Source organism: Paenibacillus sp. RU5M, assembly GCF_900221055.1.
Classification (GTDB): Bacteria; Bacillota; Bacilli; order Paenibacillales; family Paenibacillaceae; genus Paenibacillus; species Paenibacillus marchantiae.
Genome location: NZ_OBQM01000004.1, coordinates 392,004 through 413,119, shown reverse-complemented (window position 1 = coordinate 413,119; position 21,116 = coordinate 392,004). Strand labels below are relative to the sequence as shown.

At 48.1% G+C, this 21,116-nt stretch carries 21 protein-coding genes and 1 riboswitch; all 21 genes read right to left on the bottom strand.

Going from position 1 to position 21,116, the window contains the following annotated elements; all coding sequences use genetic code 11:
• Nucleotides 1–431: 431 nt before the first annotated feature.
• Nucleotides 432–1,778: a stage II sporulation protein D gene (gene spoIID, locus CRO25_RS15650; protein WP_079695635.1), complete on the bottom strand. Its 1,347-nt coding sequence runs from the start codon at nt 1,776–1,778 to the stop codon at nt 432–434.
• A 462-nt stretch (nt 1,779–2,240) separates the two neighbouring features.
• Nucleotides 2,241–3,587, bottom strand: a complete 1,347-nt coding sequence (murA, locus tag CRO25_RS15645) for a UDP-N-acetylglucosamine 1-carboxyvinyltransferase (RefSeq protein WP_083678749.1) — start codon at nt 3,585–3,587, stop codon at nt 2,241–2,243.
• Between the two features lie 520 nt (nt 3,588–4,107).
• Nucleotides 4,108–4,365 carry a DUF1146 family protein gene (locus CRO25_RS15640; protein WP_062321714.1) on the bottom strand — a complete coding sequence of 86 codons (258 nt, stop codon included), beginning with the start codon at nt 4,363–4,365 and terminating at the stop codon, nt 4,108–4,110.
• A gap of 603 nt (nt 4,366–4,968) precedes the next feature.
• A complete protein-coding gene (locus CRO25_RS15635) occupies nt 4,969–5,373 on the bottom strand; it encodes a F0F1 ATP synthase subunit epsilon (RefSeq protein WP_062321712.1) in 405 nt (134 codons plus the stop codon).
• A gap of 59 nt (nt 5,374–5,432) precedes the next feature.
• Nucleotides 5,433–6,836 (bottom strand): F0F1 ATP synthase subunit beta, encoded by a 1,404-nt coding sequence (gene atpD / locus CRO25_RS15630; RefSeq protein ID WP_063567728.1) that lies wholly within the window; start codon nt 6,834–6,836, stop codon nt 5,433–5,435.
• Between the two features lie 94 nt (nt 6,837–6,930).
• Complete coding sequence (gene atpG / locus CRO25_RS15625) at nt 6,931–7,803, bottom strand: ATP synthase F1 subunit gamma (protein WP_079695634.1); 873 nt, start codon at nt 7,801–7,803, stop codon at nt 6,931–6,933.
• Between the two features lie 168 nt (nt 7,804–7,971).
• Nucleotides 7,972–9,486 carry a F0F1 ATP synthase subunit alpha gene (gene atpA / locus CRO25_RS15620; protein ID WP_063568357.1) on the bottom strand — a complete coding sequence of 505 codons (1,515 nt, stop codon included), beginning with the start codon at nt 9,484–9,486 and terminating at the stop codon, nt 7,972–7,974.
• 16 nt (nt 9,487–9,502) lie between these two features.
• Nucleotides 9,503–10,051 (bottom strand): F0F1 ATP synthase subunit delta, encoded by a 549-nt coding sequence (locus CRO25_RS15615; protein ID WP_064641894.1) that lies wholly within the window; start codon nt 10,049–10,051, stop codon nt 9,503–9,505.
• Nucleotides 10,048–10,536: a F0F1 ATP synthase subunit B gene (atpF, locus tag CRO25_RS15610; protein ID WP_063568355.1), complete on the bottom strand. Its 489-nt coding sequence runs from the start codon at nt 10,534–10,536 to the stop codon at nt 10,048–10,050. The genes CRO25_RS15615 and atpF overlap by 4 nt, the downstream gene beginning before the upstream one ends.
• 114 nt (nt 10,537–10,650) lie before the next feature.
• On the bottom strand, nt 10,651–10,875 hold the full coding sequence (gene atpE, locus CRO25_RS15605; protein WP_062321699.1) for a F0F1 ATP synthase subunit C: 225 nt from the start codon (nt 10,873–10,875) through the stop codon (nt 10,651–10,653).
• 76 nt (nt 10,876–10,951) lie between these two features.
• Nucleotides 10,952–11,770 (bottom strand): F0F1 ATP synthase subunit A, encoded by an 819-nt coding sequence (atpB, locus tag CRO25_RS15600; protein ID WP_063568354.1) that lies wholly within the window; start codon nt 11,768–11,770, stop codon nt 10,952–10,954.
• A 41-nt stretch (nt 11,771–11,811) separates the two neighbouring features.
• Entirely contained in the window at nt 11,812–12,192 is a 381-nt protein-coding gene (locus tag CRO25_RS15595) for an ATP synthase subunit I (RefSeq protein ID WP_063568353.1), read from the bottom strand.
• Nucleotides 12,185–12,439 (bottom strand): AtpZ/AtpI family protein, encoded by a 255-nt coding sequence (locus CRO25_RS15590; protein ID WP_063568352.1) that lies wholly within the window; start codon nt 12,437–12,439, stop codon nt 12,185–12,187. The genes CRO25_RS15595 and CRO25_RS15590 overlap by 8 nt, the downstream gene beginning before the upstream one ends.
• A gap of 186 nt (nt 12,440–12,625) precedes the next feature.
• The gene (wecB, locus tag CRO25_RS15585; protein ID WP_072733625.1) at nt 12,626–13,783 is read right to left on the bottom strand and encodes a non-hydrolyzing UDP-N-acetylglucosamine 2-epimerase; all 1,158 of its coding nucleotides are present in this window, start codon (nt 13,781–13,783) and stop codon (nt 12,626–12,628) included.
• A 214-nt stretch (nt 13,784–13,997) separates the two neighbouring features.
• On the bottom strand, nt 13,998–14,627 hold the full coding sequence (gene upp, locus CRO25_RS15580) for a uracil phosphoribosyltransferase (protein WP_053782842.1): 630 nt from the start codon (nt 14,625–14,627) through the stop codon (nt 13,998–14,000).
• Between the two features lie 461 nt (nt 14,628–15,088).
• Nucleotides 15,089–16,336 carry a serine hydroxymethyltransferase gene (gene glyA, locus CRO25_RS15575; RefSeq protein ID WP_162842473.1) on the bottom strand — a complete coding sequence of 416 codons (1,248 nt, stop codon included), beginning with the start codon at nt 16,334–16,336 and terminating at the stop codon, nt 15,089–15,091.
• A gap of 233 nt (nt 16,337–16,569) precedes the next feature.
• On the bottom strand, nt 16,570–17,163 hold the full coding sequence (locus tag CRO25_RS15570) for a TIGR01440 family protein (RefSeq protein ID WP_063568349.1): 594 nt from the start codon (nt 17,161–17,163) through the stop codon (nt 16,570–16,572).
• 141 nt (nt 17,164–17,304) lie between these two features.
• A riboswitch (ZMP/ZTP riboswitch) is annotated at nt 17,305–17,386 on the bottom strand.
• Between the two features lie 116 nt (nt 17,387–17,502).
• The gene (locus CRO25_RS15565) at nt 17,503–18,075 is read right to left on the bottom strand and encodes a low molecular weight protein arginine phosphatase (protein ID WP_079695633.1); all 573 of its coding nucleotides are present in this window, start codon (nt 18,073–18,075) and stop codon (nt 17,503–17,505) included.
• A 124-nt stretch (nt 18,076–18,199) separates the two neighbouring features.
• A complete protein-coding gene (locus CRO25_RS15560; protein WP_063568347.1) occupies nt 18,200–18,760 on the bottom strand; it encodes a manganese efflux pump MntP family protein in 561 nt (186 codons plus the stop codon).
• Nucleotides 18,761–18,932: 172 nt separating this feature from the next.
• On the bottom strand, nt 18,933–20,090 hold the full coding sequence (locus CRO25_RS15555; RefSeq protein WP_372828776.1) for an L-threonylcarbamoyladenylate synthase: 1,158 nt from the start codon (nt 20,088–20,090) through the stop codon (nt 18,933–18,935).
• A 283-nt stretch (nt 20,091–20,373) separates the two neighbouring features.
• A complete protein-coding gene (spoIIR, locus tag CRO25_RS15550; protein ID WP_079695631.1) occupies nt 20,374–21,033 on the bottom strand; it encodes a stage II sporulation protein R in 660 nt (219 codons plus the stop codon).
• Nucleotides 21,034–21,116 lie beyond the last annotated feature (83 nt).

The window sequence follows — 21,116 nt, the reverse complement described above, 5'->3', positions numbered from 1 at the left end:
CGCTTCGGGGCCAGAAAACCTTTCGACCGGCTGTTACTCCCAGATTTCTTCTATCACCTTCTTTAAAGGTGAAATCCGGGAGTAAAGGCGGACACTTCGTTTCTACAGGCCTTTTCTGTCCCCTGCGCTCTCCATACGCTCGCACACTCCGCATATATAGCCAAGTCTTGAAAGCCCGGAAGGGGTGATAGACAGAAATGCATGGATTGAATTTAGCAGCCAATCCTTATAAATTGAGTTTGTGAGATTGAACATGGCGTTATAGTTTTAAGTTCATTAGTAGAGCAAACGGTGGGTTTTGATTCTAAGCTTAGCAACTTCATAGATTGCCTGCGATGCCTCGCTTTATATTATTCAGTGGCCCATTACTGCTAATAGACTAACGTTTGGTCAATTCAAATGGTCCGGACGATACCGACTTCCATGTTGGCTTACTTTGAGGCTAGCATCTTGGATGCCTGTCCGAAGGAGATGCCTGTGTAGTAGTGTTTGAGAATCTGGGTCGCGGTGTGACCCTCTTGTGCCATGCCGTTGGCTCCCCATTGGCTCATGCCGACTCCATGACCGTATCCATACGTTGTAATCTGAACCTCATCTCCATCGGTCTTCCAGCTGAACTGGCTGGATCGAAGCCCAAGCAACTTTCGAGCCTCCGGTCCGCTAAACGTTTTACCTGCAATCTGTATCTCCTTGATCCGATGGCCTTCCGTTGTAGACAATACTTCCATCCAACCACCGCTCTGCTGCGCGCTCACAGGGATGGCATTTGCCCCCAGATTCAACTTCTGGAGAATCTCACTGCGCTTCATCGTGATGGTTTCCTCAAAGCCCGGAGCCAGGTTTTTATCCCACGGACTCGCTACACTTTGCAAATAAGGTACAGGGTTCCCCCATACATCCTCTGCATTCTCAGTATAACCATTACTTGTGGAGAAAAAGGATGCGGTAATCGCCTTGCCTTGATATGTCATGACGGAATCCTTGCTTTCGCGGACAGCCTGCTGCAGCTTCTCCCATTCCTTCGCTTTCCCCAGACGCGTCCAGTCCGCTTTCACTTGTTCTGGTGGTATGAACACCTGATGACTCACGGTATCCGTTACATCAGCTTCTCCTGAAGGTACACCGCTTGTATCGTTGGCTGCCAGCCTTCTCACGATAAATGTCCTTGCAGCGATGGCCTGTGCCTTCAGAGCTTCCAATCTGAACTCAGCTGGCATCTCGGCAGCTACAACTCCGGTAACATAATCTTCAAGCGGAAGATTCATCGTCGTACCGGTTGCAGACAGGTACACCCTTACTTGGGGTTCAGGGTAGGTAACAGGTACAGCTGGAGAAGGTGCTCGAGTCGTTACACTGCCTGTACCTGGTGGGACAGGGATCGGTTTAACCGGATCATCCGTCCGCGGCCAGACCAGAATGGCGGGGATCAACAGCGCAAGTGCAAGCACTGCCGATACAGCGGCCGCTGGCTGCCACCGAGTATTGTTCTTGCCCCATCTGCGGCCTCGGCCGAACGTACGCATTCGGCGGCGCTTCACACGACGAAACTGGTCTAATTCAATGACAGGTATGTGTATACGTGCCGCAGTGTGTTGAGCTGACTCCTGTTGGGAGCTAGGCCGTCTAGGAGATGTTGTTACGGGCTCATCTGGAACAGTTCTGATGTTCGTTGAAGCAAGCTTGTCTTTTTCCACACCGAAACCAGCAATCTCTTCTGGCTCCTTCACTAGTGGACGAGGGACAAGAGGTACCTTAACCTGCACACGGGCTTCTTTCATTTCGATATAACCCTCCGTTGTCCATGGCCGGTCAAGCGCCGGTCCTTTTGTTCAAATCCATAGTTTAGGGTATGAGCTGGCTGGATCTGATAGAACCTGATTTAAGAGAAACGAAGGCATTCCATATGTGGCGATTTCTAACTTAATTCTGCTATGTATTATTAAAAAACATTGATCTGTCGCGGAATCCGTTTCCATAAGGTACCACCCGTTCCTCCAAAAGCATGCTCTTTCATTTGTTCAGAATTGGTACAGAATATGATGTTATGCTATATAAGTTAGGACCAGCTATTAATAGAATCAGGTACTGATTCAATGGATCGTTGAACACAAAAAAAAAGCCAAGCCAGATGGCTTAGCTTTTGATCTGAATTTAAATGACAGCACGCATGCTCTCGTATCCGCAATATACAATGATGTGTGATTCATATTAGAGAGCAACGCCTATTGTCCAATTCGATGTTATGCCCAGGTCGGTTGTACTTTGAACAGCGGTACTTCTTCCCCGACTTTTTCATTCGATGCTTTAACTGCATCCAGCTTAGGCTCTTCAACCGAAATACGATAAATATCGGCTCCAAGTCCGTTAAGCTTCTCAGCGAGATGTACGTAGCCACGGTCGATGTGATGAACACCACCCACTTCCGTTGTACCTTCAGCAACAAGACCCGCGATAATAAGTGCGGCACCCGCACGCAAATCGGTAGCAGTTACTTTGGCACCCTTCAGCTTGGCATTGCCCGTGATGATGGACGAACGTCCTTCAACTTTGATCTCCGCATTCATCAATTGGAATTCATCCACATGCATGAAGCGATTTTCAAAAACAGTCTCTGTTACAACAGAAGTACCTTCAGAGGCAAGCAAAAGCGCCATCATTTGGGATTGCATATCGGTAGGGAAACCTGGGTATGGTAATGTTTTCACATCCACAGCCTTGAGCGGACGATCTGCAATGACACGAACGCCATTCTCGTCAGGATGAATGGTTACACCCATCTCTTCCAGCTTCGCAATAACAGAACCTAAGTGGTCTGAAATCGCACCTTCGATATACACATCACCACCGGAGATTGCAGCAGCAGCCATATAGGTACCCGCTTCAACCCGGTCAGGAATGACGGTATGCTTCACACCAGACAGTTTCTCCACACCTTCGATGCGGATGACTCCTGTTCCAGCACCTCGTACTTTGGCACCCATTCCATTCAGGAAGTTGGCAAGATCCACGATCTCTGGTTCTTTTGCCGCGTTCTCAAGAACAGTTACCCCTTCAGCCAATGTTGCAGCCATCATAATATTTTGAGTGGCACCTACAGAAGCCACATCTAGATAAATTTTCGCGCCACGCAACCGTCCTTGGCTACGAGCTTCTATATAGCCTTGGCCCAAGCTAATCTCAGCGCCCATGGCTTCAAAACCTTTCAAATGCTGATCAATAGGCCGTGTACCGATGGCACATCCACCAGGAAGCGAAATTCTTGTATGACCCATACGCGTCAACAATGGCCCCATGACCAGAAATGACGCCCGCATTTTACTTACCCATTCATACGGTGCCTCACAGGAAGTAAGTTTCTCCGCATTTACGGTAATCACTTCGTCCCGGTATGTAACACCCGCTCCCAGCGATTCCAACACCTTGTTAATCGTCATCACATCGTCTAGAGGAGGAGCGTCAATAATAACGCTTTGTCCTTCTTCCCCTAAGAGAGAGGCAGCGATGATCGGAAGAACAGAATTTTTAGCGCCGCTAACTTTGACACTTCCGGTCAACCTTTTGCCACCGCGGACGATAAATTTGCTCATCATGGTTCCCTCCGCGCTTTTATTCCCTTTTCTTCATTCCGGAATACGTTAGCCCTTCTGTAATAGAAAAGACTGTTGCTGTGTGTGGAATTTCGACATAGCCTGGCAAATAATGCCCTTGATGTCTATTCAGAAAAGAATTGGTTTATGATCCATATCGATGATACCACGTGCGTTGCATGATGCCCTCCGACTTGTAAATGTAATGCCTTACAGGCCAGCAAACATCTGAACAGACAGATTGGGATTATTAGTAGCCGGATTCAACCGGATATCCCGTTTATAACCACAAAATAAGTGAACAATTGTGAATTCCCTAACTTCCATCATAACATTGTTGAATTGTACGATACAAGCATTTTTACATAAAACATCTCAAATTCATCCAATTGCACGTCACACTTTTTTCTTAATTTCTTTGCCGACAACTCATACTCTAATTGTTAACACAATTAATCGATGTTATTCGACATTACACTGCTTGAAGAACCTAACAGATGATTAACCAACCATCTCAACATTAAAACAAATGGCGCAACATTTGTGTCCATGACAAATAGTCAATGACAAAGCCTGAAACAGCATGCCCAAGTATAATAGCCAACAGTAAATGTAACAGTCTTCCCTGTGCTCCTCGTGGCTGCCTGATGATTAAATCCAGCTTGAGATTCTGCAAAGCCCACCACGACAACGCTATACATAAAAGAGAGACGATAATCGAAACTAAGCCATTCGTACTTAATGTCTGGTTCAACTGATTCGTCAGGTCAGTATCCATATATTCATTACCTCCACATTTGTTGCAGCGATCAGCATAATTATGCCTGGCATCCATAACTTGTTAGAACAATGGAATGACTTGAACACAACGTACTGAGCCTACTGTCAGACTTACTCCTGCTATGCAGGAAATCTGGATGCCCAATCACGGAGCAGCAACAATCTGGCTGTGAATGACTATGGAATTCATCAACGCAGCTTCCTGCATCTGCTGACTCTATGGAATATAGGCTCTTTCATCATACATTGTCAATTACATTGATTTCCACTTTGATAATATTTTAAATTCAAAATGCCGGGATTTTGTGACTAAAACGACATAAAAGAGCGTTATTTCGATATCGATCCTGTCATTTCCTCGGAAATAATTTGGATTTCCGTCGTTAAAAATGGTTCCAACAGTGATCATTATCGCCACGACTTTAGTCCTACATTCTATTCAACTGCCCATAAACGGTGAATACAATTAACTTTATTTGCCGTTAAATCAAGAGCTTCAACCGAAGAAAATGACCATAGATTTTACTGAAACTGGAAAAGGCAACGTTCCAAAAACTCAAAAAAGCCCGGCAGACTAAGCCGCCAGGCTCCAATGAACAGTTTATTTGCCGTATACGTTGATCCGGTTAACCGCTTTTTGCAGAGCAATCTCTGCCCGACGGTGATCAAAATGATCCTGATTGCTTTGGCTGCTGAGACGGCGTTCTGCCCGCTCTTTCGCCGCACGCGCACGGTCCACATCGATACTTTCCGGGAATTCGGCACTTTCTGCGAGGACAACAACCTTATCTTTACGGACTTCGATAAAACCGCCGCCAATAGCGACCTGTTTGTTCTGTTTTCCGTTTTTGATAATGATTGGTGCGATCTGCAATGGTGTAACCATAGGGATGTGACCTGGCATAATACCCAGTTCCCCTTCAACACCACGAACGATGATACTATCCACTTGCTCTGTAAATACCAAACGCTCAGGCGTTACAATTTCCAACAAAAAGGTGCTCAATTCCATCCCTCCTGAAACTATCCGATAGCTCGCTTCATAAGGACAATCCTGGATTCAGATTATACCAGTGTTTTGGCTTTCTCCACTGCCTCTTCAATTGTACCCACGAAGAGGAAAGCTGCTTCCGGAAGATCGTCATGCTTGCCTTCGAGAATTTCTTTAAAGCTGCGCACCGTTTCTTTAACCGGAACGTATTTACCCGGAATACCGTTAAATGCTTCAGCAACGTGGAATGGCTGGGACAAGAAACGTTGAATTTTACGAGCACGGTAAACGAGCGCTCTGTCTTCTTCACTCAGCTCGTCCATACCCAGAATCGCAATAATATCCTGCAATTCATTATAACGTGCCAAGATACGTTTAACGCCTTGAGCTACGTTGTAATGCTCTTCGCCTACAACTTCAGGGGACAAGATCCGGGAGCTGGATGCCAGCGGATCTACCGCAGGGTAGATACCCATCTCGGAAATTTTACGTTCCAGGTTCGTCGTTGCGTCCAAGTGGGCAAACGTCGTTGCTGGAGCCGGGTCAGTATAGTCATCCGCAGGCACGTAGATGGCCTGGATGGATGTTACGGAACCTTTTTTAGTCGAAGTGATACGTTCTTGCAGTTGACCCATTTCCGTTGCCAGCGTTGGTTGGTAACCTACCGCGGAAGGCATACGTCCGAGCAAGGCAGATACTTCTGAACCTGCTTGGGTGAAACGGAAGATGTTATCGATAAAGAGCAACACGTCACGGCCTTCTTCATCACGGAAGTATTCCGCCATAGTCAGACCAGTGAGGGCTACACGAAGACGTGCGCCTGGAGGCTCGTTCATTTGTCCGAAGACCATTGCTGTTTTGTTGATAACGCCGGAATCACTCATCTCGTGATACAAGTCATTACCTTCACGTGTACGCTCACCAACACCTGCGAATACGGAGATACCGCCGTGTTCTTGTGCGATGTTGTTGATCAATTCCTGAATCGTTACGGTTTTACCTACACCGGCACCACCGAAGAGACCGATTTTACCACCTTTGGCGTAAGGAGCCAACAAGTCGATAACTTTGATTCCTGTCTCCAGCATTTCAGCCTGGGTAGTCAGTTCATCAAATGCAGGAGCCGAGCGGTGAATCGGATTTTTATGTGCAGCAGCTACAGTGCCGCCAGTATCAATGGCTTCGCCGAGTACGTTAAATACACGACCCAGTGTCGCTTCCCCAACAGGTACAGAGATTGGAGCTCCTGTATCTACGGCTTCCATACCACGAACGAGTCCGTCCGTGGAGGACATCGCGATACAACGTACCCGGTTGTCACCCAGATGTTTCGAAGCTTCGAGTGTCAGATTAACACTTACGCCGGCTTCGCTTACTGTAGTGATCGTAATGGCATTGAGGATTTCCGGCAGACCGCCGCGATCAAACTCGACGTCAACAACCGGACCCATGATGCTCACAACGCGTCCTTTGTTCATCTTAACGTTCCCCTCCTACAAGCCTGCTACTTTTGCAAAAATAATGTACCGTTCGTTTATCTTTGCTCTGCAAGCCTTCATTAATAAAAAACGGTTAGCCTTGTGCTGCGTTGGCACCTGCCACAATTTCCGTAATCTCCTGCGTAATCGCCGCTTGACGGGCACGGTTATAAGTCAATGACAAGTCATTAATGAGTTTAGATGCATTTTTGGTTGCATTACCCATGGCCGTCATTTTCGCACCCAGCTCACTCGCTTTACCGTTCAGAAGTGCACCATAGATCAGCGTTTCCGCATAACGCGGAAGCAAAACCTCCAGTACTGCTTCAGGAGACGGCTCATACTCGTAGCTTGCAGTCGGTCCTTCTGCAGCAGTTACCTCAGGTGTTTCCATCGGAAGAAGACGTTCTACCGTAGGAATCTGGGTCAACGCATTTACAAAGCGGTTATAACAAATGTACAATTCATCAAATTTACCCATTTCAAACCCTTTAACAGCTTCGTGTGCGATGGATTTGATATCTGCAAATGATGGCGAATCGGAAAGATCCGTTGTAGTGGATGTCATCGCCATTTCACGCCGTTTGAAATAATCGCGTCCCTTACGTCCAATGACGAACAATTCGTAGTCATTCTGAGAGTTGTGCTTTTCTTTGAGTGTCAGGTTGACCTGACGCAAAATATTCGCATTGTAACCACCCGCAAGACCGCGGTCCGATGTAATAACCAGATAAGCTGTCTTTTTGACCGGACGACTTTCCAGCATCGGATGCTGAACCCCTTGCGTGCTTTTTGCAATACTTGCCACAACTTCTTTCAGCTTCTCCGAATAAGGACGAGCTGCTTCCGCTTTTTCCTGCGCTTTACGCAGTTTTGCGGCAGCTACCATTTCCATTGCTTTGGTGATCTGCTTGGTGCTTTGTACGCTTTTAATTTGCCGCTTTATTTCGCGCATGCCTTTTGCCATGATTTCACCACCTCAAAACTTTGGCGAGCCAAAGTTACTTCGTAAGCATTCACTAGTTTTGACATAGTCAAAACTACTTCGTAAGCATATTGAAACTTTGATAGATCAAAGTTTTACATGCAGACATGCGGAATCGGTTAAACAACTCCGCAACTGCATATCATCTATTTAGACAGAGACAGCAAAGCTCTTTCTGAACTTCTCAATAGCATCTTTCAGAGCGGATTCATTGTCTGCAGTCAATTCTTTTGTATCACGGATAGACCCGAGAATTTCCGGATGGCTGCTCTCCATGAACGCGAGGAACTCACCCTCGAACCGAGTAACATCACCTGTAGGAATCTCATCCAGGAACCCTTTAACCGCTGTGTACAAGCTGACTACCTGTTGTTCTACAGGCAGAGGCTGGTTTACACCTTGCTTCAGGATTTCCATCATACGAGCACCACGATTCAGGCGGGCCTGAGTCGCTTTATCCAGATCGGAACCGAACTGGGAGAACGCTTGAAGCTCACGATATTGAGCGAGGTCGAGACGCAGGGAACCTGCAACTTTTTTCATCGCTTTGATCTGAGCAGAACCACCAACACGGGATACGGAGATACCTACGTTGATCGCCGGGCGTTGTCCAGCATTGAACAAGTCAGCTTCCAAGAAGATTTGTCCGTCCGTAATGGAGATTACGTTCGTCGGAATGTAAGCAGATACGTCGGAAGCTTGTGTTTCAATGAACGGCAGTGCGGTTAAAGAACCACCACCAAGCTCATCATTCAGCTTCGCTGCACGCTCCAGCAAACGGGAGTGCAGGTAGAAGACGTCACCCGGATAAGCCTCACGGCCCGGTGGACGGCGAAGCAGCAAGGAAAGCTCACGGTATGCGGAAGCTTGTTTGGTCAAATCATCGTAGATGACCAAAACGTGCTCACCTTTGTACATAAAGTACTCACCCATCGAACAACCGGAATACGGTGCGATGTACAACAATGGTGATGGGTCAGATGCTGCTGCAGTTACAACAATTGTGTACTCCATTGCGCCTTTACGACGAAGAGTTTCTACGACTTGTGCAACTGTAGATTGTTTTTGACCGATAGCAACATAGATACATTTCATGCCGCTGCCTTTTTGGTTCAGGATGGCATCAATCGCGATTGATGTTTTACCTGTTTGACGGTCACCGATGATCAACTCACGTTGTCCGCGACCGATTGGAACCATTGCGTCAATGGCTTTAATCCCTGTTTGCATCGGCTCATGAACCGATTTACGATCCATTACGCCTGGTGCTTTACCTTCAACCGGACGGAATTCCGTTGTAGCGATTGGCCCTTTGCCATCCACTGGAATACCGAGCGGGTTAACAACGCGTCCAATCAATGCTTCGCCAACAGGCACTTGCATGATTTGACCGGTACGTTTTACTTGGTCGCCTTCACGAATATCATAGTAAGGTCCCAGGATAACGATACCGACGTTGCTCTCTTCCACGTTCATGGCGAGACCCATAACACCGCTTGGGAATTCAACCAACTCGTTGGACATGACATTCTCAAGTCCGTAGACACGAGCGATACCATCACCAACCTCAATAACCGTCCCGACTTCGACTACATCGATATCGTTCTTGTATTGTTCGATCTGGCTCTTAATTAATGTACTGATTTCTTCTGGTTTGATACTCAAGTGTCCTCACCCCAATCTACTGTACTCGTCTGTTAAAAGACTGCTCAAGACGTTCAAGCTTGCCAGCCAAGCTACCGTCATAGATCGTATCGCCAATGGCAACTTTCAATCCGCCCAGCAAAGTCGGATCGACAATGTTCTCGATACGGATCTTTTTATTCACACGGCCACCGAATTCACGGGCTACCGCTTCTTGTTCTTCATCATTCAAGGCATAAGTCGAGTACACGCGTGCATCGGCTATGCCGAGCGATTCGCCCTCGATCTTCACATAATCATTCAGCAGAGCTTCCAGCAGTTCAACGCGTCCACGCTCAATCAAAAGCAAGACGGTTTTCAGAACAGGTTCAGACACCTTGCCGTCAAGACTTGTGCGAAGTACATTCTGTTTTGCCTCTTCAGAGATGTTGGGTGACTCGATAAATTTACCGATTTCCGCATCACCAGTGATGGCAATTACAACAGTACGTAGCTCTTGTTCGACTTCAAGCACCTTCTGCTGTCCGAGAGCAACTTCAAACAATGCTTTCGCATAACGCTTAGCAACAATCGTATCGCGGCTCATTGTCGGCCTCCTACCTCATTGAGGTATTGGTTCACAAGCTCCTCTTGTGCAGGACCGTTCTCAACTTCTTTTTTGATCAGCTTGGAAGCGATTTGAACGGAAGCTGTACCCAGTTCGCTGCGAAGGGCTGCAACCGCTTTGTTCTTCTCGCTCTCAATCTCACGCACAGCATCGTCTTTCAGGCGATTCGCTTCTGCTTTTGCATCCGCCAGAATCGTTTCAGCCTGTTTGCCGCCTGTTTGTTTGGATTGTTCAATGATGTCATAAGCATCTTTACGCGCTTTTTCAAGAGCCTGCTTCTGTTCCTCAACATAGGCAATAGCCTGATCCCGCGTTTGGGCAGCCTCATTCATTTGCGCCAATACGAGCTCACGACGTTTTTCCATAATGGAGAAAAGTGGACCAAATGCATAACGGCTAAGCAGCCAATATAAAATACCAAATGCTATAATCGCCAGAACTGTATTTTCCCATACGAAATTCAATCTGTTCACTCCTTCCTGAAGGTATCCTCAGGCCGCAACTCCGGTTTACGGACGCTACCTAAAAAGAAGGCGCGGATGGCTGTGGCCTTCCCCGCCAAACCTGCACTGATTTTATTAAGCCGCTCCGTAGAACATGAACGCGAGTACTACACCGATGATCGGCAATACCTCGATCAAACCTACACCGATAAACATTGTTGTTTGAAGAGTGGATTTTGCTTCCGGTTGACGTGCAATACCTTCCACCGTTTTGCTAATTACCAAACCGTTACCGATACCTGCGCCAAGTGCGCCCAATCCTGCAACAATTCCTGCTGCCACTAATGCCATTGCTCCCATTTGTATATCCTCCTTAGAATGTTCGTTCAAATTTTATAGTTCAGCCCTACAGGTTTAACCGTATTGGACCTGAATCTTAATGTTCCTCGTGCGATTCGACGGTTTGTGATATGTATACCATCATCAAAACCGTAAATACGAATGCCTGTATGGCTCCGATGAAAATACTGAATCCCTGCCATGCCGTCAACAGCGGAATTGCTGCAATTGCGCCAATCCATTTGAATGCTGTAAGTTTCATAATCGTGGAGATCAGAACCTCACCTGCAAAGATGTTGGCGAACAAACGCATACCGTGTGTCAACAACTTGGATGCCGTTTCCACAATGTTGATTGGGAAGAACAGCCAGTGTGGTTGGAAATAATGCTTGAGATACGCTTTGGTGTTACGGAAAAGTCCCAATCCATGCGCGATAGCAAATGCGATCAACGCTAGACCCATGGTTACCGAAAGGTCAGCCGTAGGTGATTTCCACCAGGCAACTTCGATATGTGGATGAGCTTCAGGATTCTTCTCATGAGCTTCATGGAACGCTTCTTGGACCGAGACAATTGGCTTGCCAAAGATTTCAGCTTGGCTTGCATCCGTAGCCCCAGTTACAAAGCCCAAAGGGAGACCCAACATGTTTCCCACAAAGATAAACATAATCATTGTGGTTGCCAAGGTAAGGAAATGCTGCCCCTTCTTCATGTCCATCGTGCTCGAGATCAGGTTACGTACAAACTCAATCGCCCACTCCAGGAAGTTTTGCATTTTGCCCGGATTTTCCACTGACAAGTTCCGCGTAGCCAGTTTTGCAACAATAAATACAATGGCGGATGTTACGATCAGCATCAGCAGAACAGACAAATCCAGATGGAACCCACCCAGGTTAATTATCGGAGATTCATGCATATTTTTCTCACCCCTTTCTCATTCGAAAGCTTGCAGCACCTCTATGAGTCTGCTTTGCGGGACAACAATATCCCTATAAATAGTAAGGAAAATTGCGCTATGACCAAGCCAACTACAACCGCATATAAATTGAAGTATTGCGGATACTGCATCGCCACGAAAACAGCGAGTACTGCGAGAGCTGCTCTAGTCAAAAATCCCAGGTTCACACGCTTAAGGTTTCCTTCCGCTGCACCATCCAACATTCTCCTGACTTTGCGACCCAGATAAGACGCGTTGATCCAACTGATCACCGTTCCTAGGGCCAGTCCCAAAGCTATTGTTTCCACACGGGGCAGAAAGGCCGCTGCTAGAAAACAAATCATAAGAAAGTACATGATGAAAACAGTCATCCATCTGCGGTATCTGGTTAGTTCACTCATCACTTTCCCCCATGAATTTTTTCGCGATAAAGTAGATGCTTACGCCGCCTGCTGCCAAAAAAAAGAGAACGCTTACGGCGATCCATATTCCGCTACCCCCGATGGTCTTGTCCACCCAGGAGCCAACGTAATATCCGGCAACAGCGAGAATGGCAATCTCGATTCCAAAAGCTGTCACGAGCCCCATCGCTTTCCATACATTATCGTCATGGTTACGGGATGAATTTGGTTTGTTCGAATCGGCCATTTTCCACGCCACCCTTGCAATCCCAGTTAATTTTACTGAATGATGAGAGCCTTTGTCAATTGAATGATTTTAGCGTTTTAAAGGGGAAAACGACGGGAATACAGGCCCTCAGAGCCCATAAACCCGCGTAAACCGTACAGTTTAACTGTATGCTGTACCCTTTAATAATCCGTTAGAAAAAATGAATTATTTTTTGAATTTTCTGTGAAATGATTCCGGACGTTCACTATTCACACCAAAATGATGCAAAATCGCATTGACAATTCTTTCTGAAGCATGTCCATCACCATAAGGATTGGCAGCCTGACTCATGCTTGCATACAGTGTTTCGTCTGTAAGCAGAGCTTTGGTGCGCTCATATACACGTTCCTCTTCGGTACCCACCAGCTCCAGTGTTCCAGCCTCAATTCCTTCCGGACGCTCCGTTGTATCCCGAAGGACGAGAACAGGCACACCAAACGAAGGCGCTTCTTCCTGCAAACCTCCTGAATCTGTCAAAATCAAGTGAGTATGCGGGTAAAAGTTATGCAAATCCACCACGTCTAGTGGATCAATAAGTTGAATACGGGGGTGATTCCCCAAAATCGCGTGAGCCGGCTCCTTCACAGCAGGACTTAGATGTACCGGATACACGATGGCAATATCCTCAAACTCGTCGGCAATCCGTTTGACGGCCTGGAAAATGTTACGGTGAGGCTCGCCTTGGGATTCACGGCGGTGAGCTGTCATCAGCACAAGACGCTTGCCCTGTGCCCAATCTAGTACCGGATGTGTGTAATCCTGCCGTACTGTATATTGAAACACATCTGTTACCGTGTTGCCTGTGACATACGTACTAGACTCCGATTTATTTTCTTTGGCAAGGTTGGAAGAAGACCAGTCCGTAGGTGCAAAATGCAAGTCAGCAAGCACACCGGTTAACTGACGGTTCATTTCTTCCGGATATGGAGAGAGCTTGTTCCACGTGCGAAGACCTGCTTCCACATGCCCCACCTGAATCTGCTGCAGGAACGCAGCATAGCTGGCTACAAATGTTGTCAGCGTATCACCGTGAACCAACACGATATCCGGCTTTGCTTCACGCAAAACCGGCTCCAGGCCTCCCAGCACACGAATCGTAATTTCATTCAACGTCTGGCGATCTTTCATCACATCCAGATCGTAGTCTGGATGAATATCGAATACTTCAAGAACCTGATCCAGCATCTGACGATGCTGTGCAGTAACGCAAACGATCGATTCAATAGATTCGGGATGTTTCTGCAGTTCCAAAATAAGCGGAGCCATCTTGATGGCTTCCGGGCGCACCCCGAATATCGTCATGACTTTAATTTTCTTGGACATTGAAGCAAAGCCCCTTTTCTATAAGTTCATGTTCAAAAAGTCCGGTTTTCAGTACCAAGAATATGGAATGAAGGTAGAAATGGAGTAGCGGAGCGTAGGGAAAACTACGTGAGCAACGGACATTTCGGCTGAATTTCATATTCGATGTCGATGATGCCCTTGGGCGATCAAAATTGGACTTTTTGAACAACCTCTTACAAAGCATGCGATATGCTTATTTAGTGCCGTATAGACGGTCTCCTGCATCTCCCAGTCCGGGAACGATATAGCCGTGATCATCCAGACGATCGTCCAGTGCAGCAACGTAGATGTCTACATCCGGATGCGCATCCTGAACAGCTTTTACTCCTTCAGGAGCTGCAACAAGGTTCATCATTTTGATTTGCGTGCAGCCGCGTTTTTTGAGCACGTCAATAGCAGCAATGGCAGAACCGCCAGTTGCCAGCATCGGGTCGATGACAATCAACTGACGCTCTGTCACGTCCGTAGGCAGCTTGGTGTAGTATTCAACCGGTTGCAGGGTTTCCGGGTCACGGAACAGACCTACATGTCCAACTTTTGCCGCCGGCAGCAATTTGACAACACCATCCAGCATCCCAAGGCCCGCACGCAAAATCGGCACCAGCCCAAGCATACGTCCGGAAATGACTTTTCCTTGTGTTTCAGCTACTGGTGTCTGTACATCAATAGTTTCCAGCTCAACATCTCTTGTAATCTCATAAGCCATCAGTGTAGCCACTTCATCCACCAATTCACGAAAATCTTTCGTATTCGTACGCATGTCGCGTATAAACGTCAGTTTGTGTTGAATCAAAGGGTGATCACATATTACTAATTTTCCCATCTAATTTGTCCCTCCGGTATGTTCTTCATGTTCAGCATTACCAAATATGCCTAATCATCATTCATAGGCCCGATAAATCCTGTATATTATATCATCACCTACTCCGAATTACACCATCAAAGGGCACTTAATCATTACAGAAAACCGAATCCTATAAAAATAGGACCGGAAAAATGAGTCTTCCGGTCCTTTTTGCTCTCGCTGTTATGTCAGTTGAATGTTAAAAATGTGTAAACACTATGAAGCTCCGCAAACCGAATGACCTTCTGATCGCTGTTATCCCCAGAATTCTTTTGATCCATAAATAAATGGTGGAATTCCGGTGATAGCATATGCTTCCGAAGCAGCTTTCTTTCAGAAAGCTTTCAGGCGAGCGCTACGCTTCTTCAGGTTCTTTCGGTTTGCTCCGTCTGAGTGTTTACATAAGAACATCTCAAATACAAACACCATGAGCAAGTTTTTTAGTATTTAAGGTCAGTGTAGAGCGGGAATTGGTCCGTAAGTGCCGTTACTTCAGCACGGGCTTCATCCAATTTAGCTGTATCTTTAGGGTTTTTCAATGTTTTCGCAATGATCTTACCAATAGCTACCATCGCTTCTTCGTTCATACCACGGGAAGTAGCTGCAGGTGTACCGATACGGATACCGCTCGTTACAAACGGGCTAGTTGGGTCAAACGGAATTGCATTTTTGTTCACGGTAATGCCGATGGAATCAAGTACATGCTCAGCTTCCTTACCTGTGATATTCACGCTGCGTGTGTCAATCAGCATCAAGTGGTTGTCTGTACCGCCGGATACGATGTTCAATCCTTCAGCAATCAGCGTTTCAGCCAATACTTGTGCATTTTTTACCACGTTTTGTGCATACGTTTTGAACGAAGGTTGCAGTGCTTCACCGAATGCTACCGCTTTGGAAGCAATCACGTGCATCAGAGGTCCACCTTGGGAACCAGGGAATACCGCTTTATCAATCGCTGCTGCCCAAGCTTTGCGGCACAGAATCATACCACCACGAGGTCCACGCAACGTTTTGTGAGTTGTTGTCGTTACGAAATGCGCATGTGGAACCGGGCTTGGATGCAAGCCTGCAGCTACCAGTCCTGCAATGTGAGCCATATCCACCATGAACAAAGCACCTACATCATTAGCGATGGAAGCAAGCTTTTCAAAATCAATGATACGCGGATATGCACTTGCACCTGCAACGATCATACGAGGGCGATGTTTAAATGCGGCTTTGCGCACTTCATCATAATCAATCAGGAATGTATCTTCTTGTACACCATAAGCTACGAAATTGTACAGCAAACCGGAAGCATTAACCGGGCTACCATGTGTGAGGTGTCCGCCATGCGCAAGGTTCATTCCAAGCACAGTATCACCTGGTTTCAGAGCCGCAAGGTATACTGCCATGTTCGCTTGTGCACCGGAGTGAGGTTGAACATTCACATGTTCTGCTCCAAACAATTCTTTGGCACGATCACGCGCGATATCTTCTACGATATCCACATGCTCACAACCACCGTAGTAACGTTTGCCTGGATATCCTTCAGCGTACTTGTTAGTAAGTACAGATCCCATTGCCTCAATAACCGCTTCGCTTACGATATTCTCGGACGCGATCAGCTCAATGTTGTTTTGTTGACGTTTCAGTTCAAGATTCATCGCTTCCAGTACTGCCGGGTCATTCTTGCGCAATTGTTCCATGATTAAATTCCTCCCAGTTATAAGTGAAGTTATAAAGCGAAACTACAGTGGTTACACTCCTGACTTCGATTGCATCACCATCTTCCGATCGCTGTTATCCCCAGATTTTTCTGAACTCCCTTATAATAAGGGGGAAATCCGGGGATAAAGGCGAACGCTTTGCTTCTTCAGATTGGTGTTGCACTCTCCGTTTTCGTGTAAAGTCTAATTTGGCTTTAAATAGGTTGAAGATATCAGTCACAAAATGTCGAATCTGGTTGCTCTTCCATACGATACACTGCACGCTCGCCGCCAATCAACTTCGGACGGGTCAGTGCTGTAGTTACACGGGCATCACCGATGTAGCGGAGTGCTGTTCTGAAAGGTACTGCCACATGCCGCAAATGCATGCCAATCATCGTCTCCCCAATATCCAGTCCCGCATGGGCCTGCACATGTTCAGCCAGGCATGGATCGGTCAGCGAGCGATACGCTGCGGATGCCATGGAACCACCTGCTTTGGGCACAGGTACTGCACCCACTTCAGTCAATCCAAGACGTGTAAGCAGTGAACGCTCCATAACCAGCGCACGGTTCAGGTGCTCACAGCATTGGAATACAACATCAAAACCGAACTCCTGCTGCACCTCGCGTATACCCGCAAGAAGCTGCTGCGCTACTTCAACAGCACCGCTTGTTCCAATCCGTTTGCCTGCAACTTCACTTGTACTTGTACCGATCACAACGATCTGTCCAGGACCAAGCTGTCCGGCAAGCGCCAGTTCACGCAGAATGGATGCGGTCTGTTCATGCAATCCGGGTTGTTCCGAATCTAACTCAATAGTCATCCTATCGCCTCCCGATAAAATCATGCCCGGCTTCCTCTTGGCTGCCCTTGGTATTCTCTTGTATGGCATTTCAGGTACTATTATAGCGAATAATCAGATGAAAGACGAAAAAAAGAGCAGTCTGCGGGTAACGCAGAATTGCTCTTTTGCCCAGGCGACCGGCCGTTTGTTCCGGTGCTCCATCGTGGTTATGCCCACTTCGTCGCCAGTTACACCGGATCCCTGTTTTCCCATTCATCATAAAACAACCTGCGTTTAAAATCAACGGGTAATTTACATCCTGTGTACGTTTTTTATATGGAAATCTATCGATACCTGGGAATGATTAAACAAATCCAATTAATCCAACTTGTCCAAAAGTCTGTCGAGCGCGGTCCGAATCTCTGCCGCAGCGATGTTGTAATCGTCGCGACTGCCGCCAAACGGGTCTGAAATATCAAAGCTCGGAATGCGTTGTCTGATCTCGATTGCCCGCTCACGTTCAGATGCCAAAATCTCCTGACCTAGTGCACGTTTCATTTCGAATGTCGCAAACAGGCTGTCCAATTCCTGAAGATCATTCAAGACTTGCTCGTCATTTTCCGCATACTCTTTCAAGGTATACGTCTTCTGTACCGAGTCAGGAAAAACCTGCATGACATGCTGTTTATGACTGCGTGTCAACGTGAGAATCAGGTCAGCCCAGCCGACTAGGTTCGAGCTAAGAAGCGTCGAATGTGGGGGTCCCTCAACGTTGTGATCCCTTAATACAGCCTCCGCATGACGGGAAATCGGCATGCCCGTTGTTGCGGCTACACCTGCGGAACGAACGTCCACCTGAATGCCCCGCTCAGACGCCAGTTTACGTAAAAGTCCCTCCGCCATGGGGCTGCGACATGTATTCCCTGTACATACAAACAAAATATGTTTCATTGTGGTTAGCCTCCCCATTTTGCAAATGTTGTCGAATCATGTTTGAAACTCCATCTGAACCAATGAAACTCTTAATTATATATTGAAGACTGCACTAGGCTGTAATTATGGTTAACGTCGTTTTTTAAAATATAAACAAAAGTCCAAAAGCGAGCAAGATCGCTCCGCCGACCGCTTCTCCGTAATCGCCCATATTCTGGCTCACACGCCGTCCCAACATCAGACCCATGACGGACATTGCTCCACCACAGACACCAAAAGCCAGTACCGTTAACACCAAGTCACTGCTGAACATGCCGAGCGAGACTCCAACGGAAAACGAATCCACACTGACACTCAGTGAGAACAGTATCACACCGAGCAAAGATCGATGATCCACCAGTTTGGTATCTCCCTCCCGGAAAGCGTTCAAGATCATATGGGCGCCGAGCAGGACCAGCAGACCGCCAGCTGCATACGTCGTAATGTCACCAAGCAAGGAACTGACATATTTGCCCGTATACATGCCGATGAGCGGCATGATGATGTGAAACAGGGCCGTTACGGTACTGATTCGCAATACGTCTCTCATACGAATGCCCTTCATACCAATCCCGATGCCGAGTGAGAACGCGTCGAGTCCGAGAGCGACGGCCATAATCAAAATGGTTACCAACTGCCCTACATGGGCAGACACATCCCACATCCCCATACCCCCAAGTCACGTAAAGGTTCTTGTACACCTTATGCGGACAAGGACATAAACATAACCTGAGAAGACATTTTGCAATCCCAGCTCAAAAAAATGGATTTGCTAGTCGTAACTAGAGGACGGGTGCCAGAGGGAAATATTCTAGCGATATTATGGAAAAAGGGAGCTATCGGTTACCGACCTGAATGAGTCGGTGACCTGCCGCCTTGAGCAGCCGGTTCATGACGGCTGCTCCCAGTCCTTCGCGTGAGCAGGCTTCAGCCACAATATATGTGGCCCCCTGCTCATCGCAGCTGCGCAGCGCGGCGTACAGCCGGCGCGCTGCTTCCTCCAGCTCGCTGGCTTCGCCCAGCGAGAACACGGCATCGGCGCGGTACTGCTCCGCGTGCTCGGCGAACGCCAGCACCGCGGTGCGCTCCCCGCGCTGCGCCGCCTCTGCGAGGGCGGCGCTGATCCAGGCCGCCACCGCTGCGGGCGGCCCCTCCACCACGCACAGCGCACCTGTGGGCGCGTAGTGCGTGTACTTCATGCCCGGCGAGCGCGGCGCCGGGCTGTCATCGCCACCGGGCCCCTCGGCGAGCAGCGCCGGGTCCGTGGCGACACGGGCGGCAACGGCGGACAGCTGTTCCGCCGTAATGCCGCCAGGGCGCAGGATGGTGACGGTACCGTCGTCACCGACCTGCACCACCGTGGACTCGACGCCCACCCCGGTGGGGCCGCCGTCCACGATGCCGCCGATGCGGCCTGCCAGATCCTCGCGCACATGTGCTGCGAGGGTCGGGCTTGGCCGCCCGGAGCGGTTAGCGCTCGGCGCAGCGACCGGGCATTCCGCCGCCGCGATCAACTGCAAGGCCACCGGATGGTCCGGCATCCGCACGGCCACCGTGTCCAAGCCGGCGGTAACCCGCGGGGATACCGCCCCTGGCCTAACCGGCAGCACAAGCGTTAGCGGCCCCGGCCAGAAGGCCGTCATCAGCGCCTCCGCTGTGCCATTCACTTCCGTGACCAGTGAATCCAACTGGTCACGCTGTGCAATATGCACAATCAGCGGATTGTCCGAAGGCCTCCCCTTGGCTGCAAATACAGCTTCCACCGCAGCTGTACTGCGAGCGTCTGCACCCAGACCGTATACCGTCTCGGTTGGGAATGCCACGGTCTGTCCTTGACGAAGACAGGCTGCGGCATCCTGTAAGTCAGCAAGTGCCTGTTTATACGCACTCCCTTTTGCCACTTCATTCTTGTTCTCATTGGTTACCAGTACATTGACATCCCACATACTTGTAACCTTTTTCTCTGTACTTTCATCGTTCTCCATGCCTTTCATGGAAGACTGATGCAATTGCTCGTTCTCTCTCGTCATATATCCATCATTCCTAAACTTCAGTAGGGTAGTTAATGCAAGACATTCCGCTTCCGAGATGCCTTCTTCGCTTATGTTTTCTGATTCCTATAATTATAACATATCTGCTCTGCCCAAGGATGCGGTCTGAATCTTCCCAGCGATTAACATCATGCGATCTTTGACTCGAGCCTATGATAAAACAAAAGGGCACTTCCATGAATCGAAGTCCCCTGATAAAGCTTATATCCAGCAGCATGTTATACAGTTATGCAAACAATCCCGTCACCCAATCCCACAATTTGACCGCCATATCCCACAGGAAGAAACGCGCTTCTGGTGTAGCTGCCTGCACAGATGCTTGTGCGTCCCCAGGCTCTACGGCAGCTGCAGATGCTGTTGCAGGCTTCGCCAGCGCATCACCTGTTCCTGCATCTATGAAGCATAATGGTGGAAACAACACACACCACCAGTTTTGTCCCTCACCTTTTCCCAGTGTTATCCGCACTGCTTCGTAATCTCCAGCCGGATATACGGTACCCCCATATAATTTGGTTGGAAACGGAACAACCCCAAGTTCCACCTGATATGAATAGGTTAGGCCACGATTGGCAAGCTCTTCTCCTACACGATCCTCGATTTCAGATAAATGCTGACGGATGACCCCACGCGCTTCTTCCAGACTTTGCGGATTCTCCAGTTCGGTTACCCACCCATTCATTTGGGCAACGACGGCGTCCCGAATCTCGCGTTTGACCAACTGATCTCCCGCTGCATCCGAGTTTGCCAGAATGCGCAAACGAATGGATTGTTCGGGAATGGCTGTGGCCGCCACAGCTGCATCCGTTTTCTGACCTTCCCACATCATAATAATCATCATAAGACATACAATAATAAGTCCAATTTGTTTCACGATTCTTCTGCTCATTCCGTTCTCCCCCTCGGCTCCCGTGATCATGATCCCTGTAACTCTCTCATGTCTATCAGTATGCCCGGAAGAGACGGAAGTAA